This is a genomic window from Janthinobacterium sp. 61, assembly GCF_002846335.1.
Taxonomy (GTDB): Bacteria; Pseudomonadota; Gammaproteobacteria; order Burkholderiales; family Burkholderiaceae_D; genus Janthinobacterium.
On the sequence record NZ_PJMQ01000001.1, the window covers coordinates 4,567,519 to 4,584,564 of the forward strand.

Sequence of the window (17,046 nt, forward strand, 5' to 3'; positions counted from 1 at the left end):
CTGATGCGCCTTTATGGCGCTTTGCAAAAATATGAGGAAACCATGAAAAAGAAGCTGTTGTGCGCCATGCTACTTGTCGCTGGAATATCTGCTGCCCATGCGCAGCCGACGACGTGGGAGTTTACCTATCAAGGCTTTGTCGACGCGGCCACTGGCGTATTCGATTCCGATGCGACTTTCCACGGTAGCTTTAGCGGGGAGGACAGAAATGCGGACAGCGTGATTACAGTTGATGAGCTGAGCTATTTCCTCACCCAGGGTCACCTGTTTTGGCCTATCCGGAGAGGCGATTATGGATGCAATACTTCCTCCCACTACCGGTGTGAAGTCAGCAATTTCAGTTATACGCTGGATGGTAAACTGAACTATGCAACCAAGACTGGTAGCTATGATGGTCCGCACTCCTCGTATAGCCAGGCCGTTATCGGCAGTTACTTCCTCAGCGGTGGGAGTAGGCCGGGAACACGATGGGAAAATCGTTATGACTGGTCCGACCAGACGACCTTTACGATTTCCCCGGCACCCGTTCCTGAGCCAACGGTCGCGTTGATGCTGCCCGCCGGCCTAGCACTCATGTGCCTTGCACGGGTACGCCGCCGTAAGACTTCTGCTGAAGCAGGGCTTGCCGGTTTGAGCGTCGCCTCTATTCAGCCGTCTCGAAACCTTCGAGGACGTTCACCACATTGATGCCGATTTCCTTGACCGCATAGCCGCCTTCGAGGATGAAGGCGGTGGGCAAATTCAAATGCGCGAGGCGCTCGCCCACGCGCAGGTAGTCGCCGCTTTGCAGGGAGAAGTGCGACAGCGGGTCGCCGGCGAAAGTATCCACACCGAGCGAGACCACCAGCGCGTCGGGCGCGTACATATTGATGCGCAGGCAGGCCGTTTCCAGCGCGGCGAACCAGCTGGCTGTGGACGTGCCGGCCGGCAGCGGCAGGTTGACGTTGTAGCCGAGCCCCGCACCGCTGCCCGTTTCATCGGCGTGGCCGAGGTAAAACGGATATTCGCTGCGCGGGTCGGCGTGCAGGGAGGCGAACAGCACGTCGTCGCGCGCATAGAAAATGCTTTGCGTGCCGTTGCCGTGGTGGTAATCGATATCGAGGATGGCGACCTTGCGGGCGCCGTCGTCGAGCAAATGCTGCGCGGCCAGGGCAGCGTTGTTCAGAAAACAGTAGCCGCCAAAGAAATCGCTGCCCGCGTGGTGGCCGGGCGGGCGCGTCAGGGCAAACGTGGCCCGCTCTCCCAGGCGCAGCGCGTGGGCCGCGTTGACGGCGCAGTCGGCGCCCGTCTTGGCCGCCGTCCACGTGCCGGCCGTCAGCGGCGTGCCATTGTCCATCGAATACAGGCCCAGCTTGGCCGTGAAGTCGTCCGGTTCGATGTCGCTGCGCAAGGTGCGCACGGGCCACACGGATGGCAGTGCGTCCTTGCCCGCATTGGCGGGGTCGAGCGCCAGCCAGTCTTGCCAGGCGTGGCGCAAAAAATGCAGGTAGCGCGGCGTGTGGATGCGTTCGAGCGACGTCAGCGGCACGCCGTGCGGCGTGACGATGCGGCCCAGGTTGCGCCGTCCCAGTTCGGCCACCACCATGTCGGCCCGCTCGGGTGTCTCGAAGCAGGGCACCATGGTGCCGCGAAACATCTCGAAGCGGCCCCGGTGCTGGCTGTGCAATTCATTGTAGAAGGTCAGCATGGGGCGCCAGGCAGAAAGTCAGGCAGGATCAGGTGTGCGAACACAGGGTACTGGCGCGGTAGGCGGCGACGAAATCGTCGAAGCTGCCGGCGGGCGCCGCTTCCATGGCGCGCTGCTCGGCCAGCGAGCTGGCGGCCATTTCATCGAAATACGCGCTTTGTTCCTTTGTTGCCGGATGCGCGCGGAAGTAGGCGGCGTGGCGTTCGCTCTGGCGCAGGCCAAAGGCGGCAAAAGAGCCGCCGTTGGCGCGCAGCTCGGCCAATACCTTTGCCGATGGCGTCATGTCCGGGTCGGCCAGCTTGGCCGCCTGTACCGCCAGGCTGTCCGCATGCGACGTGCCGCCTTGGCGCGCCGCGTTGCGAGAGTCGAGCAAGGCCGCCACGGGGGCGATACGGGCCAGCAATTGCTCGCCCCACGCCTGCAGGGTGATTTCCTCGCCGTCGCGGCGCAGGGTCAAGCCCGGCTTGCGCCCTTCCTTGACGGTGCGGGCAAAATTGTTCGTGTAGCAGGCGCTTTGCTCGGCCGAGATGGGGCCGCTGTCGTCGAGCGCGCAGAACAGCAAAAACGCATCGAGGAAACGGCCCGTTTCCAGGCTGATGCCGACCGGTTCGAACGGGTCGACATCCATGCAGCGCACTTCGATGTACTGCACGCCGCGCAGGCACAGGGCCTGGATCGGGCGTTCGCCCGTGCGGATCACGCGCTTGGGGCGGATGGTCGAATAGTATTCATTTTCGATCTGCAGCACGTTGGTGGACAGCTGGATCCATTCGCCATCCTTTTTGGTGCCCAGCGCCGCATACGGCGGATACGGGTCGTTGACGGCGTGCGTGAGCGCGTTGACGTAGTCTTCCAGGCTGTTTTCGTGCGGGCGCAGGCCGGACTGGGCATCGTTCTGGTAACCGAGGTCGCTCATGCGCAAGCTGGTAGCGTACGGCAGGAACAGCGTGTCGTCGGACAAGGTATCGAGCTTGTGCGCGCGGCCGCGCAGGAAACCGGCGGACAGGGCCGGCGAAGCGCCGAACAGGTACATCAGCAGCCAGCTGTAACGGCGGAAATTGCGGATCGTCGCCAGGTAGCTTTCCGACTGCACGTCCTTCGGTGTCGCGGCCGCGTGGTGCGGGCTGGCGCTGGTGTCCGGATGGCTGGCCAGCACTTGCCACAACTGCTCGTCGAGCGAGTAGTTGTAGTGGATGCCGGCGATGCATTGCATGGCTTTGCCGTAACGCAAGGCCAGGCCGCGCCGGTAGACGTGCTTGAGCATGCCCATGTTCGACGTCCCGTAGTTGGCGATCGCGATGTCCGCTTCGGGCGGCAGCTGGCAGGGCATTGACTGGCTCCACAGCAATTCGTCGCCGAGGCGGCTGTAGGCGTGGCGGTGCACGGTATCGAGCTTGTCCAGCGTGACGGCGATGTCGCTTTCAGCCGGCGTGATGAATTCGAGCAGCGCTTCGGCGTAGTCGGTGGTGATTTCAGGGTGCGTCAGCGCCGAGCCCAGGGCGATGGGGTGGGGCGTGGAAGCCAGATGGCCGGCATGGTCGACGCGCAGGGTTTCACGCTCGATGCCGCGCAAGCCGCCCAGCAGCGCGCGGTTGGCATCTTCGGTCAGCAATGCCAGGCGGCGAGTCAACAGGTTGGGCAATTTGAGCTTCCTTTCTTGTGCAGCATATAAATAATTTGTGCTGAGATTAACCGAATTTTGGCAAATGCGTCGGCGCCGGCCCAAAAAACGCCGCGTCGCCAGCGTCCGCCCCGGGGAACGGGGACGGCGCTTCGGTCAGGAATTCGCTTGATATTTTAACAAACTGCGGGGGGATCTGGCGCGCGCCGGGTCAAGCTTTGCGCAGCTTGTCGTGCTTAGCCGAGGCGGGCGCCGCTGACTCTTTCGATGCCGGCCAGGTCGCGCCAGCTTTGCACTTTGTTGTAGCCGGCGGCGGCCAGCAGCTCGCGCACCTGGGCCGCCTGGTCATAGCCGTGCTCCATCAGCAGCCAGGCGCCTGACGCCAGGTGGCGCGCGGCGCCGGAGACGATGATGCGCAGGGCCGACAGGCCGTCCGCATGGTCGGTCAGCGCGCCCGTCGGTTCAAAGCGCAAATCGCCTTCGGCCAGGTGGCGGTCGCCGCTGGCGATGTAGGGGGGATTGGAGACGATCAGGTCAAACTTTTCCGTGCCCAGCGCTTCGAACCAGTCGCTGGCCATGAAGGTGATGTTGACGCCGTTGGCGCTGGCGTTGCGGCGCGCCACGGCCAGCGCCGTGCTGCTGACATCCAGAGCCGTGACCACGGCGTCGGGCCGCGTGTATGCCAGCGCGACGGCGATGGCGCCGCTGCCCGTGCCCATGTCGAGCACGCGCCCGCCCGGTGGCAGGCGCTCGAGCGCCAGTTCCACCAGTACTTCCGTGTCGGGGCGGGGAATCAGCACGGCGTCGTTGACTTCGAACGGCAAGCCGAAAAATTCGCGCTGGCCGACGATGTAGGCGATCGGTTCGCCGCGCAGGCGGCGCGCCAGCAAGCCAGACAGACGTTCGGCTTCATCGGGCGTGAGCACACGCTCTGATTGTGTGATCAGACTCACGCGCGACAGACCCAGCGCGTGGCCCAGCAGGATGCGGTTGTCGAGCGGGTCGAGCAGCGGGCGGATTTGCAGGGCGCCGACAGTGCTGCCGGCGGGGATCAGTGTTTCTGGCATAAATAGATGGTTATTGTTTGCGGCGTAGCAGAGTCCACAGCAAGGTGAGGGCGAAAATGGCGAACCAGGCGAACGCCCATTGCGGGATCGACAGGCCGAAGAACGGCTCGCCAGCGTTTTCGCAGGCGCCATACGATTCAAACATGAAGGGCATGACTTGCGCCGTGAAAATCTTGTTCAGCGCCGTTTCCACAGGGTCGATGCCGCACGAGAAGCCGGGATGGGCCAGCACGTACAAATGCTTGGCGCCCACGCCCAGGCCGCCCAGGGCCGCCAGAACGCCGATGCCGGCGCCGATTTTCTGCCGGTTGGCCGCGGCGCCTGCCAGGCAGGCGATGCCGATGGCAAGGAACAGGTAGCGCTGGATGACGCACAGCGGGCACGGTGCCATGTTCATGGCATGCTGCAAATACATGGCCACGCCCAGCATCAGGAAACACAGGGCAGAGATCAACAGGAGGACGGTGCGTGAATTTTTCATGGGCGACACGGTGAGGTGGATGGAAGCGAGCTAGGCATTCTCGCACAAGGGCCGATTTTTATTGCTTAGCCGCTACTTAAAGCTGTCGGCTTACGCGCTGCGCGCTAAGCCGACCTACAACTGGCTGGGCGCTTTGAAAAGTGTTCAGGGCAAGGCGCATCGCCGCAGCTTCGTAGGTCGGCTTAGCGCAGCGTAAGCCGACACAACGGCGCCAGCGTTTAATCGCCCAGCGCTGCCAACAGCTCGGCCTGGTGCTCAGCCGCCAAAGCATTCGTCAGTTCCGTCAAATCCCCATCCATGATGAAATCGAGCTTGTACAAGGTCAAATTGATGCGGTGGTCCGTCAGGCGGCCTTGCGGGAAATTATAAGTGCGGATGCGCTCGCTGCGGTCGCCCGAACCGATCAGGCTCTTGCGGGTGGCCGCTTCCTTCGACTGCTGTTCGCGCAATTGCACGTCCTTGATGCGCGCGGCCAGTACTTTCATCGCTTGCGCCTTGTTCTTGTGCTGGCTGCGGTCATCCTGGCATTCGACCACGATGCCGGTGGGCAAGTGGGTGATGCGCACGGCGGAATCCGTCTTGTTGATGTGCTGTCCGCCCGCGCCCGAGGCGCGGTAGGTATCGATGCGCAGGTCGGCCGGGTTGATGTTGACGTCTTCCACTTCGTCCGCTTCCGGCATCACGGCCACCGTGCAGGCGGACGTGTGGATGCGGCCCTGGGTTTCCGTGGCCGGCACGCGCTGCACGCGGTGGCCGCCCGACTCGAATTTCAGCTTTGAATACGCGCCGTTGCCGACCACGCGCACGATCACTTCGCGGTAGCCGCCCAGGTCGGAGTCGGACGACGATACCAGTTCCACCTGCCAGCGGTTGCGTTCGGCAAAGCGCGAGTACATGCGTAACAAATCGCCCGCGAACAGGGCCGATTCGTCGCCGCCCGTGCCGGCGCGAATTTCCAGGAAGATATTGCGCTCGTCATTGACGTCCTTCGGCAGCAGCATGGTTTGCAATTCGCGTTCCAGGCGCGCCATGGTGGCCTTCGCCGCCTCGATCTCTTCCTGCGCGAATTCCTTCATGTCCGGGTCGCCCAGCATCTCTTGCGCTGCCGCAATATCGTTGCCCGCTTCCTGGTAGGAGCGGTACAAGGCCACCAGAGGGCCCAGTTCGGCGTGCTCGCGCGTCATCTTGCGGTAGCTGTCCATGTTCGACGTGGCGTCCGGGTGCATCAGCAGTTCGTCGAGTTCGACCAGGCGGTTCGCCAGTTGATCGAGTTTGGCCAGCATGGATGGTTTCATAGCGATTCGCGGTAAAAGAGTGTAGGGGGGGGCGGGTCCGGCACGCCCGGCAGGCGGGCAGGGGGCGACCGCGCGGGCGGCCAGCGGGGCTGCGCTAACGGCGGGGGCGGAACAATTTCGGCAGCAGGGTGACCAGCTGCTTGCGCTCGTCGCCCTGCGCATGGTGCAGCGCCTGCTGCGGACCGTGCAGGAACTTGGCCGTCAAGCCTTTCGACAGCGCTTCCAGCACGGCATCGATGTCGGCGCCCTTGGCCAGCATCTTGCGCGCCCGTTCCACTTCGATCAGGCGCAGCGCTTCGCTGTTTTCATGCAAATGCTGGATGACGGGCACCATGGCGCGGTCGTCGACCCAGCTCATGAACGATTGCACGCGCGTCTCGATGATGGCCTCGGCTTGCGCCACGGCCGCTTGCCGGCTTTCCAGGCCCGTCTGCACGACCTTGCCCAGGTCGTCGACCGTGTACAGGAAGACGTCGTTCAGGCGGCCCACTTCCGATTCGATGTCGCGCGGCACGGCCAGGTCGACCATGAACATGGGTTTGTGGCGGCGCGCCTTGATGGCGCGCTCGACCAGGCCCAGACCCAGCAGCGGCAAGGACGACGCCGTGCACGAGATGACGATGTCGAACTGGTGCAGTTGCTCCGGCAGGTCGGCCAGGCGGATGGCCTTGCCATTGAAGCGGTGCGCCAGTTCCTCGCCCCGTTCCATGGTGCGGTTGGCAATGGTGATGCTTTTCGGGTTCTGCGCGGCAAAGTGCGTGGCGCACAATTCGATCATTTCGCCGGCGCCGATGAACAGCACGTTCTGCTCGGCAATTTTATCGAAGATGCGTTGCGACAGGCGCACGGCGGCGGCCGCCATGGAAACGCTGTGGGCGCCGATTTCCGTGCTGCTGCGCACTTCCTTGGCGACGGAAAAGCTGCGCTGGAACAACTGGTGCAGATACGTGCCCAGGCCGCCCGCCTCGTCGGCCGTGCGGATGGCATCCTTGATCTGCCCCAGGATCTGCGTTTCACCCAGCACCATCGAGTCCAGCCCGGAGGCGACGCGGAAGGTGTGGCGCACGGCATCGTGCTGCGGCAGCATATATAAATGGGGGCGCAGCTCGCTGTAGTTGAGCTTGTGATAATCGGCCAGGAAATGCGCGCCCGCGTCGAGCGGGTTCGGCACATGGCTGGCCGAATATAGCTCGGTGCGGTTGCACGTCGAGAGTATGGCCGCTTCGTCGTTGTCGCGCAGGTCGATGCGCTGGAACCAGGTCCGCGCCGCCATCACCGCCTGACCCAGATGCTCAGGCGCAAACGCCAGCTGTTCGCGGAGCGACACTGGGGCGGTGGTATGGTTGAGGCCGACGGCGAGCAGTTGCATTTCAGGGCTGTTGGGAATTCTTATGCCGACATTATAACGCCTTGTGCCCGCGCTTTGAGCAGTTCGCCTGTTTTGGTCCGGATGCGTGGGCGTCACCCGCCCAGTTTTTCAAGGCGATAACCATAACTGTAGACGGGCACCAGGCGGTAGCCGTGTTCCGGTTTCAGCTGCAGCTTGTTGCGCACGCGCGAGACGTGAGTATCCATGGTGCGCGAGGGCAGGGCCGTGTCGCGCTGCCACACGGCTTCGTGGATATAGGCGCGCGACAGGGGGCGGCCCAGGTTGCGGAAAAAAAGCAGCGCCAGGGCGAATTCCTTGTGCGTCACGTCCAGCACTTCGCCATCCTTCAGCAGGCGGCCGGGGCGGGTTTCAAACGTGTAATGACCAAATTGCAAATATTCGGCGCCATTCTGGGCCGGGTAAGCCACGCGCAACAGCGCCTGGGTGCGCAAAGTCAGTTCGCTGCGCCGCAAGGGCTTGATCATGTAGTCATCGGCACCCGCCGTCATGCCGGCCACCACATCGTCCTCGCCCGAGCTGTTGGTCATAAACAACACGGGTGCCTTTGGCGCCAGTTTTTCCCGGGCGCGGCGCAAGACTTCCGCACCATCCAGGTCGCTCACATGCCAGTCGAGGATGAGCATGTCGCAACTGTCCTTGCGCAATTGCCCCAGCATTTCCTTGCCACTCTGAAACTCGTGGCAAGCGTGGCCGGCGGCGGTGAGCACCTGGCAGATCAGTTCTGCCTGGCTATGGTCGCTATCGAGTACGGCAATTCGCATAATGGGCTGGAATGTGTAACAACAAACAGACGGTCCGCTCTGCTTATCGTAATGTTAAGGAATGCTCAAGTGAAATATAACAGAGATTGCAACTGTGTCCAGTGAAATCGGCAGCTTGGACCTTTACGTTACACTTGTTCATCTACCCCTTACTGCGGAGGAACGGCAATGACAGACAATAGCAGCACGGATTGGACCCTGATACCGGCCAGTCGTGCCGAAATCGAGCAAGTGCGCGAGCGTTGCCGGCGCCTGGTGCAGCGGCGTGCCGTGATGTCGGCGGGTGCCTCGGCCATTCCCATTCCTGGCATCGACCTGATGTCGGATGTCGGACTGTTTTCCATGCTGATTAACGATATCAACCACGAATTCGGCCTGACGCCCGAACAGATCGAGCGCCTCAACCCGCAGTTCAAGATGATGGCCTACCGCGCGGCGGTGGGCATGGGCGGCATGCTGGTAGGGAAGCTGGTGTCGCGCGAATTGATCCTCCAGCTGCTCAAGCGCAGTGGCGTCAAGATAGCCACCAAGCAGGTGGCGCGCTTCGTGCCGTTCGCCGGGCAGGCGGTGGCGGCAGCCATCGGTTACGCGGTGTTCCGCCAGATCGGCAACCATCACGTGAACGCCTGCGCCGCGGTGGCGCAGGAATTGCTCACGGTCAGGCCGGATCAGACCTAGAGCCTATCCCAGTGGGGAGCGGCATCTATTGGGACAGGCTCTATGCGTCCGGCAGTACCACGTTGACGTCGAGTACTTCCAGGTTGCCCTGGCGGTCCAGCGAAATCTTGATGTCGTCGGCATTGACCTTGGTGTACTTGGAAATGACGGCGATCAATTCCTTGTGCAGGGCGGGCAGGAAGTCCGGACCGTCGCGTCCGCTACGTTCGCGGGCGATGATGATCTGCAGGCGTTCCTTTGCCGCGGTGGCCGTCTTCGGCTTGGGGGGGAACAGGAAAGAAAGCAAGGCCATATCACTTCGCCCCAAAAATGCGCTGGAGTAATCCAGGCTTTTCATAGTTGGTAAAGCGCAACTCGACATCTTCGCCGAGGAAACGCGAGACCACGTCTTCATAGGCTTGCGCCACATCCGTCCCCTTGAAATGGATGGCAGGATTGCCCTGGTTCGAGGCGGCCAGCACTTGTTCCGATTCCGGAATGATGCCCACCAGCGGGATGCGCAGGATTTCCTGCACGTCCTGGTAGGACAGCATTTCATCCGATTCCACGCGTTTCGGCGAGTAGCGGGTAATCAGCAAATGTTCCTTGACCGGCTCGCCGCCCGTCTGCGCGCGGCGCGACTTGGCTTGCAAGATGCCGAGGATGCGGTCCGAATCGCGCACCGACGACACTTCCGGGTTGGTGACGATGATGGCTTCGTCGGCGAACGTCAGCGCCATCAGCGCGCCATGCTCGATGCCGGCTGGCGAATCGCAGATGATGAATTCGAAACCCATGTTGATCAGGTCGTTCAACACGCGTTCCACGCCTTCTTCCGACAAGGCATCTTTGTCGCGCGTCTGCGAGGCAGGCAGAATGAACAGGTTGTCGCAGTGCTTGTCCTTGATCAAGGCCTGGTTCAGGGTCGCCTCTTTGTTGATCACATTGATCAAGTCATACACGACGCGGCGCTCGCAACCCATGATCAGGTCGAGGTTGCGCAGGCCCACGTCGAAGTCGAGCACGGCTGTCTTGTGGCCGCGCATGGCCAGACCAGTGGAAAAACTGGCGCTAGAGGTCGTCTTGCCGACACCGCCCTTGCCGGACGTCACAACAATAATTCTTGCCACAAATAATCCTTTTCAGATATCTCTTGAATTGTGCAGCTTAAGAGCGGTTCACGGGAGTGACCGGATTGACAGAGTGTATATCGATTCTGTCTCCAGCCAAACGAATTTGCGCGGGTCCACGCGCCATTTCCGCAGGGAAACCATCCTCGAACGTGCGGTACACGCCGGCGATCGAGACCAGTTCCGGTTCCATGGACAGTGCGAAGATGCGCGCCTGGGCATTGCCCGAGGCGCCGGCCAGCGCGCGGCCGTACAGCGACGAATACACGTGGATGCTGCCGTCGGCGATGATTTCGGCGCCATTGTTGACGACAGCGGTGATGATCAGGTCGCAGCCGCGCGCGTAAATGCGCTGGCCGGCACGCACGGGCGTGTCGATCACCATCACTTGCGCTTCGGCGCCCGACTGGGCGGCCGCCGTGGCGGTATCCTTGGGGCCATCCTTGGGCGGGGCATCGTCGCGCGTCTTGCCGCTGTCGAGGCTCAAGCCTTGCGCCAGGATGGCGTCATGCATCTCGGCCGGCGCATTGCGCACAGCCACGGCATTCAAACGGTATTTTTTCAGCAGTGCCACGAGGGCGGCCCAGTCGATGGGTACGCTGCCGGGCGGCAAGGCGGCCACGTCCAGTACGGCCAGGTCGTCTTCGAAAAAGTCCGCCACGCCTCCCGTCATGTCACGCAAGGCGGCATCGAGTGCCTGCGTATCGGCGCTATGCATAATGGCGGAGACGGCAACGACGGTGGAAATCTTGATTTCGATAGGCTTCTGCGACGGGCTTTTGGACATAAACATTTATCAAAGTGAAACTGCGGCAGGCCAGATGTTCCGTATGGCAACAATGGGAGCAGTAAATTTCTTGCATTCTACTGCAAAAAAATCAGCATCAGGGGCCTGGCGCGTGCTATTCCGCAGGGCAACACCTACTTCATGTCAAAAAAAATGGGCGGTGCCCCGGAAAACCGGTGCGCCGCCCCGCAAGCCGCCGAGAATGCGCCCTGAAGGCGCTGTCCTGGATCAAGCCGCGCGCATCTGCCGTGCCGCCGCAACCATATTTTTTACAGCCGCTTCCGTTTCCAGCCAGCCACGCGTCTTCAAGCCGCAGTCCGGGTTGACCCGTAAATGGGCTGGTGGAATCACGGCGATGCGGTAGGCGCGCGTGGCCCAGTCCAGGTAGGCGTCCCACTGGCCGCGGCGCAGCGGCAAGCCGTCGCGGATGGCCGGCTCGTCGATCTGGATGCTGCCGATGCCGGCCGTTTCCAGGTCTGCCACCTCGTCGCGGATGGCCAGGGCCAGTTGCAGCGCCGTGGTGGCGCGCGACTGGTCGTCGCGCACGAACGAGCATTGCAAGATCGTCACCGGCCCCGTCAGCATGCCCTTCACCGGTTTATGCGTCAGGCTTTGCGCGTGCACCGTCCATTCGACGGTCATGGCGGCCGGGCGCTGCACGTCGCCGTAGATGATGGGAGGCTTGACGCAGCGCGAGCCGTACGATTGCACCCAGCCCAGGCGCGTGAAGGCGAAACCGTCCAATTGCCCGCCGAAGTATTCGATCATGTCGTTGCGTTCCGCTTCGCCATGCACGAGTACGTCCAGGCCCAGCGCTTCCTGGCGGATGGCCGTCGTTGGCGGGAAGGAGCCGATGGTCGTTGTCGGGAAGTCGGGCAGTTGCAGGCGCTGCGTCACTTGCGGACGGTGCACGCGGGGGCTGGTACGGCGGCTGGCAATGGCCAGGCGAGACATGGCCAATGCGGCCAGCGCGGCGTCATCGGGATGGCCTTCGAGCGCGCCCTTGAGGACGGCGATCTCCGACAGCTTTTCCGTGGCAAACGCCAGCCAGGTCCGGATTTCACCGTCGAGCTCCGTCTCGGCTTCCAGGCTGAACGGTACGTGCAGCAGGGAGCATGACGGCGCCAGCCACAGGTTGCCGTTGCGTTTGGCTGCCAGTGGCTGCAGCACGGCGAGGGCCGCGTCGAGGTCGGTGCGCCAGATGTTGCGCCCGTCGACGATGCCGATCGACAAGACTTTATGCGCGGGCAGCCAGTCCGTCACGCTGATCAATTCATGCGGCGCGCGGATGCCGTCGACATGCAGGCCGGCCACGGGCAGGCGGCACGTCAGGCTGAGGTTTTCTTCCAGCGGCGAGAAATACGTGGCCAGCAAGATATTCACGCCCACCTGGTTCAACTGCCAATACGTGCTTTCGAAGGCGCTGCGCCAGGCGTTGGGCAAATCCAGGCCCAGGATCGGTTCGTCGACCTGCACCCACGTCACGCCTTGCTGCTTCAGGCGGTCGAGCAGGGCGCTGTAGACGGGCAGCAACTGTTCCAGCAGGGCCAGGCGCTCGAAACCCGGTGTCTTTTCCTTGCCCAGCCAGAGGAAGGTGAGGGGGCCGATCAGGGCCGCCTTGACCTGGTGGCCGAGCGCTTGCGCCTCGGCCACTTCCGCCAGCAGGCGCTCGCAAGCCAGCGAGAAGCGGGTCTGCGGCGACAATTCGGGCACCAGGTAATGGTAATTGCTGTCAAACCACTTGGTCATTTCCAGCGCGGGATTGCCAGCGCTGTGTTCGTGGGGGGCATGGCCATGGTTGCAAGCGGCGGGTTCGGCATGATTGTCGTTGCCGCGCGCCATTGTGAAATAGCGCGACAGCGATGACTGCTCTGGCGCGAAATTGAAACGGGCCGGTTCGCAGCCCAGCAGCTGGATATGGTTGGCCATGTAGTCGTAAAAGGCGAAGTCGCCTACGGTGACGTAGTCGAGTCCGGCGCCCCTTTGTTGCGCCCAGTGGGCCGCGCGCAGTTGCTGGCCCGTGGCTTCCAGGGCGGCCTCGGATACCTCGCCACGCCAGTGGCTTTCCAGCGCCAGTTTCAGTTCACGCGCGGCACCGATATGGGGAAAGCCAAGGATGTGGGTACAAATGGTCATGATGTCATCGAGATTTAATGTGAATGCGCTAGAGTGTGCGGCAACTTGATCTATAATCAAAACGAAACATTTTGCCGAATAACATGAAAATAATTCACGTACATCCCCCAATTTCCCGATGCTAGAAATCCGCCACCTGCGCACCCTGAGTGCCTTGCGTTCGTCCGGCAGCCTGGTGCGCGCCGCGCAACTGCTCAATCTGACCCAGTCGGCCCTGTCGCACCAGATCCGTTTGCTGGAAGAGCGCTACAAGGCGCCCTTGTTCGAGCGCAAGTCGATGCCGATCGCGTTTACGGCCACGGGCAGCCGGTTGCTGGAGCTGGCCGACAAGCTGCTGCCCGAGATCGAGCTGGCCGAGCGCGAGGTGGCGCGCCTGTCGCAGGGCGACCAGGGGCAGTTGCGCGTGGCGCTCGAATGCCATACCTGCTTCGACTGGCTCATGCCGGTGATGGATGCGTTCCGCCAGCGCTGGCCGGAAGTGGAGATCGACCTGGTGTCGGGCTTTCACAGCGAACCGGCGGATTTGCTGCGCTCGGGCGAGGCGGACCTCGTGATCGGCTCGCCGTATGGCCCCGATTTCACCGTGTTTCCCCTGTTCCGCTTTGAAATGCTGGTGGTGATGGCGCAGAAGCACCGCCTGCAGGCGCAGCGCCGGCTCGTGGCGGCCGACTTTACGGGCGAGACCCTGATCACCTATCCGGTGCCGGAAGAGCGCATCGATCTGATCCGCGAAGTGCTGCGGCCGGCCGGCATCCAGTTTGAACGCCGCACGGCGGAACTGACGGTGGCCGTGCTGCAACTGGTGGCGAGCCGGCGCGGCATCGCCGCTTTGCCGAACTGGGCCATCAAGAATTACGTCGATTACGATTATGTGGTGGCGCGCCCGGTGGGCGAACAGGGCTTGTGGAGCGACCTGTATGTCTCGGTGCCGGAGCAGTTGCAAGACAAGGCGTATGTGCGCGATTTCGTCAGTGTGATACGCGAGCAGTGCGCGGCCTCGCTCGACGGTATCAAATTGTTGTCCTGATTAGCGTTGTATTGGAAACAAACCAACAGGGAACATTGATAAATATCAAGGTTTAGTAATGAACGACCGCTTACAGTTGAGCACTGTGCGGCGCAACATGGCGCCGTCTACTCTTTGGAGAGGAACGACATGTTTTCATTTTCCGAACAATGGGCACGCGCCGGCAAGGCCGTGATGGAAGCACAATTGATCAGTGCGCAAGCGTATGTCCAGGCTGCCGTCGACAGCGGTGCCAGCGTGCTGGACTTGCAGCTCGATGCGGCCCGCGCGGCGTTGGCCGCCGCTACGGTGGCGGGCAATCAGCTGCTGTCCGCGAAGGATCCGCAAGCGCTGCTGGAACTGTCGCGTACACAGTCGCAACTGGCCATCGAACGCATCGGTGCATATAACCGCCAGGCAAAGGATGTTGCTCAAGAAACCCAGGAGAAATTCGATACTGTGACAAAGGGTGAGTTTGCTGCATCGCGTCAAAAATTTGGCGAGCTGTTGCAGGTGGTAAAGCAAACGCCCGTGCCCCTGACTATTCCCTTCAATAATTTTCTAAAAACCACTTTCGGCGGCGCCGATGAAGGGTATGATAAAAATAAAAACACGCGCCCTGCTCGTCAAACGTAGGCGCGTTGCGGCCCGGCAGCGGCTATCCGCCGCGCCCGGCCTGTGGCCGCCACCGCAAGCAGGCTGTGATCGCCGCCGCCTGCGGTGCGGCGCTGGAACTGCGGCGCATGCCGCGCTAGAATGAAACACAGCTTGCTGTGTCTTCCCGGATTCATTGGATTGTATTAGCACCTTGACCTTGGCCCTCGTGGCCTGCATATCGGAGAAATAAATGGATGATGTCGTAATCGTGGCCGCCGGCCGTACCGCAGTCGGCAAATTCGGTGGCAGTCTGGCCAAGATTCCCGCGTCCGAACTGGGCGCACATGTAATCAAGGGCTTGCTGGCACAAACCGGCATCGACCCGAACCTGATCGGCGAAGCGATCCTGGGCCAGGTACTGACGGCCGCCGTCGGCCAGAACGCCGCGCGACAGGCCGTCATCAAGGCTGGCCTGCCCAGCTCCATCCCGGCATTCACCATCAACAAGGTATGCGGCAGCGGCCTGAAGGCCACGCACCTGGCGGCGCAAGCGATCAAATGTGGTGACGCCAACATCATCATCGCCGGCGGCCAGGAAAACATGAGTGCGTCGCCGCACGCCATGAACGGCTCGCGCGACGGTTTCCGCATGGGCGACTTCAAGATGGTCGACACCATGATCGTCGACGGCCTGTGGGACGTGTACAACCAGTACCACATGGGCATCACGGCGGAAAACGTCGCCAAGAAATACGAAGTGACGCGCGCCGAGCAGGATGAATTCGCGCTGCAGTCGCAACTGAAGGCGGAAGCGGCGCAAAAAGCGGGCAAGTTCAAGGATGAAATCCTGCCGCTGGAAATCGCCAACAAAAAAGGCACTGTCGTCTTCGATAGCGATGAATACATCAAGCCCGGCTCGACCCTGGAATCGCTGACCGGCCTGCGCCCCGCGTTCGCCAAGGACGGCACTGTCACCGCCGGCAATGCTTCCGGCCTGAACGATGGCGCCGCCGCCGTCATCATGATGTCGGCCTCGCAAGCGAAAGAACTGGGCTTGAAGCCGCTGGCACGCATCAAGGCCTACGCTTCGTCGGGCCTGGACCCGGCCGTCATGGGCATGGGCCCCGTCTCCGCTTCGCGCTTGTGCCTGAAAAAAGCCGGCTGGACGCATGAAGAGCTGGACTTGATGGAAATCAATGAAGCGTTTGCCGCGCAAGCGATTGCCGTCAACAAGGAAATGGGCTGGGATACCAGCAAGATCAATGTGAACGGCGGCGCGATTGCCATCGGCCACCCGATCGGCGCCTCCGGCGCGCGCATCCTGGTCACCCTGATCCACGAAATGATACGCCGCGACGCCAAGAAAGGCCTGGCCGCGTTGTGCATCGGCGGCGGCATGGGCGTTGCTCTGGCGATCGAGCGCGACTAATGGTGGACATCGAACCTAAGCTACTGCGCGTCGCGATTTGTGGCCTGCGATGCTCACCGTGCTAGAGCACGGTTGCGCTTCTTAGCCACAACTCGCTGCCGCTCGCTACGGTTAGATTCGATGTAATCCGCCGTTGGATTGGATCGGCGGGACAGGATAGCTTTAATTAAATAATTAACTTTTTAGCAACAGAACGACACTGAGGGGATGAAAATGGCAAGAGTTGCATTGGTAACTGGTGGCATGGGTGGTCTGGGAGAAGCGGTCTGTTTCAAGCTGGCGGCGCTCGGCTATCGCGTGGTCACAACCTATTCTCCAGGCAATCCGAAGGTCGCGGAATGGCTGGCAACAACCAAGGACATGGGCTATGACTTCAAGGCGTATCCGTGCGATGTGGCCGACTACGACTCGGCGGCCGCCTGCGTGGCTGCCGTGGAAAAGGACATCGGTCCTGTCGACGTGCTGGTGAATAACGCCGGCATCACGCGCGACATGACGTTCAAGAAGATGGACAAGCCGAACTGGGATGCCGTGATGGGCACCAACCTCGATTCCGTCTTCAACATGACCAAGCCCGTTTGCGACGGCATGGTGGAACGCGGCTGGGGCCGCATCATCAACATCTCGTCCGTGAATGGCCAGAAGGGCGCCTTCGGCCAGACCAACTATTCGGCCGCGAAAGCCGGCATGCATGGTTTCACCAAGTCGCTGGCGCTGGAAGTGGCGCGCAAGAACGTTACCGTCAACACCATTTCGCCAGGCTACATCGGCACCAAGATGGTCATGGCGATTCCACAGGAAGTGCTCGACAGCAAAATCATCCCGCAAATTCCGATGGCGCGCCTGGGCAAGCCGGAAGAAGTGGCCGGTCTGGTCGCTTATCTGGCCTCCGATGAGGCAGCGTTCGTCACGGGCGCGAATATCTCGATCAACGGCGGCCAGCACATGTCGTAATCGTTGTTGAGGTAAAAAAGAGAGACAGCTGCGGCTGTCTTTTTTTTA

17 protein-coding genes are annotated in these 17,046 nt (G+C 61.8%); 6 read left to right on the forward strand and 11 right to left on the reverse strand.

The genetic code is table 11. From position 1 onward, the window contains the following. Positions 1–42 precede the first annotated feature (42 nt). A complete protein-coding gene (locus CLU92_RS27540) occupies positions 43–687 on the forward strand; it encodes a PEP-CTERM sorting domain-containing protein (protein ID WP_180338549.1) in 645 nt (214 codons plus the stop codon). On the opposite strand, the gene CLU92_RS20695 is transcribed toward CLU92_RS27540, so the two are convergent. From CLU92_RS20695 to CLU92_RS20725, 7 genes are all read right to left on the reverse strand, one after another. Then, positions 644–1,687, reverse strand: coding sequence for a histone deacetylase family protein (locus tag CLU92_RS20695; protein WP_101483420.1), 1,044 nt, complete (start codon positions 1,685–1,687; stop codon positions 644–646). The two genes, CLU92_RS27540 and CLU92_RS20695, sit on opposite strands and share 44 nt — an antisense overlap. Before the next feature lie 28 nt (positions 1,688–1,715). Beyond that, a complete protein-coding gene (gene gshA / locus CLU92_RS20700; protein WP_101483421.1) occupies positions 1,716–3,329 on the reverse strand; it encodes a glutamate--cysteine ligase in 1,614 nt (537 codons plus the stop codon). A gap of 215 nt (positions 3,330–3,544) precedes the next feature. Continuing rightward, the gene (prmC, locus tag CLU92_RS20705) at positions 3,545–4,375 is read right to left on the reverse strand and encodes a peptide chain release factor N(5)-glutamine methyltransferase (RefSeq protein WP_101483422.1); all 831 of its coding nucleotides are present in this window, start codon (positions 4,373–4,375) and stop codon (positions 3,545–3,547) included. Positions 4,376–4,385: 10 nt separating this feature from the next. Continuing rightward, entirely contained in the window at positions 4,386–4,856 is a 471-nt protein-coding gene (locus CLU92_RS20710) for a disulfide bond formation protein B (RefSeq protein ID WP_101483423.1), read from the reverse strand. A gap of 218 nt (positions 4,857–5,074) precedes the next feature. After that, the gene (gene prfA / locus CLU92_RS20715; RefSeq protein ID WP_101483424.1) at positions 5,075–6,151 is read right to left on the reverse strand and encodes a peptide chain release factor 1; all 1,077 of its coding nucleotides are present in this window, start codon (positions 6,149–6,151) and stop codon (positions 5,075–5,077) included. 94 nt (positions 6,152–6,245) lie between these two features. After that, positions 6,246–7,520, reverse strand: coding sequence for a glutamyl-tRNA reductase (hemA, locus tag CLU92_RS20720; RefSeq protein ID WP_101483425.1), 1,275 nt, complete (start codon positions 7,518–7,520; stop codon positions 6,246–6,248). A gap of 92 nt (positions 7,521–7,612) precedes the next feature. Beyond that, positions 7,613–8,302, reverse strand: a complete 690-nt coding sequence (locus CLU92_RS20725; RefSeq protein WP_101483426.1) for a response regulator transcription factor — start codon at positions 8,300–8,302, stop codon at positions 7,613–7,615. A 168-nt stretch (positions 8,303–8,470) separates the two neighbouring features. Here CLU92_RS20725 and CLU92_RS20730 point away from each other — a divergent pair, with 168 nt between their 5' ends. Continuing rightward, positions 8,471–8,980: a hypothetical protein gene (locus CLU92_RS20730; protein WP_101483427.1), complete on the forward strand. Its 510-nt coding sequence runs from the start codon at positions 8,471–8,473 to the stop codon at positions 8,978–8,980. Between the two features lie 40 nt (positions 8,981–9,020). On the opposite strand, the gene minE is transcribed toward CLU92_RS20730, so the two are convergent. From minE to CLU92_RS20750, 4 genes are all read right to left on the reverse strand, one after another. After that, entirely contained in the window at positions 9,021–9,272 is a 252-nt protein-coding gene (gene minE / locus CLU92_RS20735) for a cell division topological specificity factor MinE (protein WP_034752886.1), read from the reverse strand. Position 9,273: 1 nt separating this feature from the next. Then, positions 9,274–10,089 carry a septum site-determining protein MinD gene (minD, locus tag CLU92_RS20740; protein ID WP_071325832.1) on the reverse strand — a complete coding sequence of 272 codons (816 nt, stop codon included), beginning with the start codon at positions 10,087–10,089 and terminating at the stop codon, positions 9,274–9,276. Positions 10,090–10,126: 37 nt separating this feature from the next. Then, the gene (gene minC, locus CLU92_RS20745; protein WP_101483428.1) at positions 10,127–10,876 is read right to left on the reverse strand and encodes a septum site-determining protein MinC; all 750 of its coding nucleotides are present in this window, start codon (positions 10,874–10,876) and stop codon (positions 10,127–10,129) included. Positions 10,877–11,104: 228 nt separating this feature from the next. Continuing rightward, on the reverse strand, positions 11,105–13,012 hold the full coding sequence (locus tag CLU92_RS20750; RefSeq protein ID WP_101483429.1) for a 5-methyltetrahydropteroyltriglutamate--homocysteine S-methyltransferase: 1,908 nt from the start codon (positions 13,010–13,012) through the stop codon (positions 11,105–11,107). A gap of 118 nt (positions 13,013–13,130) precedes the next feature. On the opposite strand from CLU92_RS20750, the gene CLU92_RS20755 reads away from it, so the two are divergent. From CLU92_RS20755 to phbB, 4 genes are all read left to right on the forward strand, one after another. Continuing rightward, on the forward strand, positions 13,131–14,039 hold the full coding sequence (locus CLU92_RS20755) for a LysR family transcriptional regulator (RefSeq protein ID WP_101483430.1): 909 nt from the start codon (positions 13,131–13,133) through the stop codon (positions 14,037–14,039). Between the two features lie 129 nt (positions 14,040–14,168). Beyond that, entirely contained in the window at positions 14,169–14,654 is a 486-nt protein-coding gene (gene phaP / locus CLU92_RS20760; protein ID WP_101483431.1) for a TIGR01841 family phasin, read from the forward strand. A gap of 211 nt (positions 14,655–14,865) precedes the next feature. Then, positions 14,866–16,044, forward strand: coding sequence for an acetyl-CoA C-acetyltransferase (locus tag CLU92_RS20765; protein WP_099761085.1), 1,179 nt, complete (start codon positions 14,866–14,868; stop codon positions 16,042–16,044). Between the two features lie 213 nt (positions 16,045–16,257). After that, entirely contained in the window at positions 16,258–16,998 is a 741-nt protein-coding gene (gene phbB, locus CLU92_RS20770) for an acetoacetyl-CoA reductase (RefSeq protein WP_071325827.1), read from the forward strand. Positions 16,999–17,046: the final 48 nt, after the last annotated feature.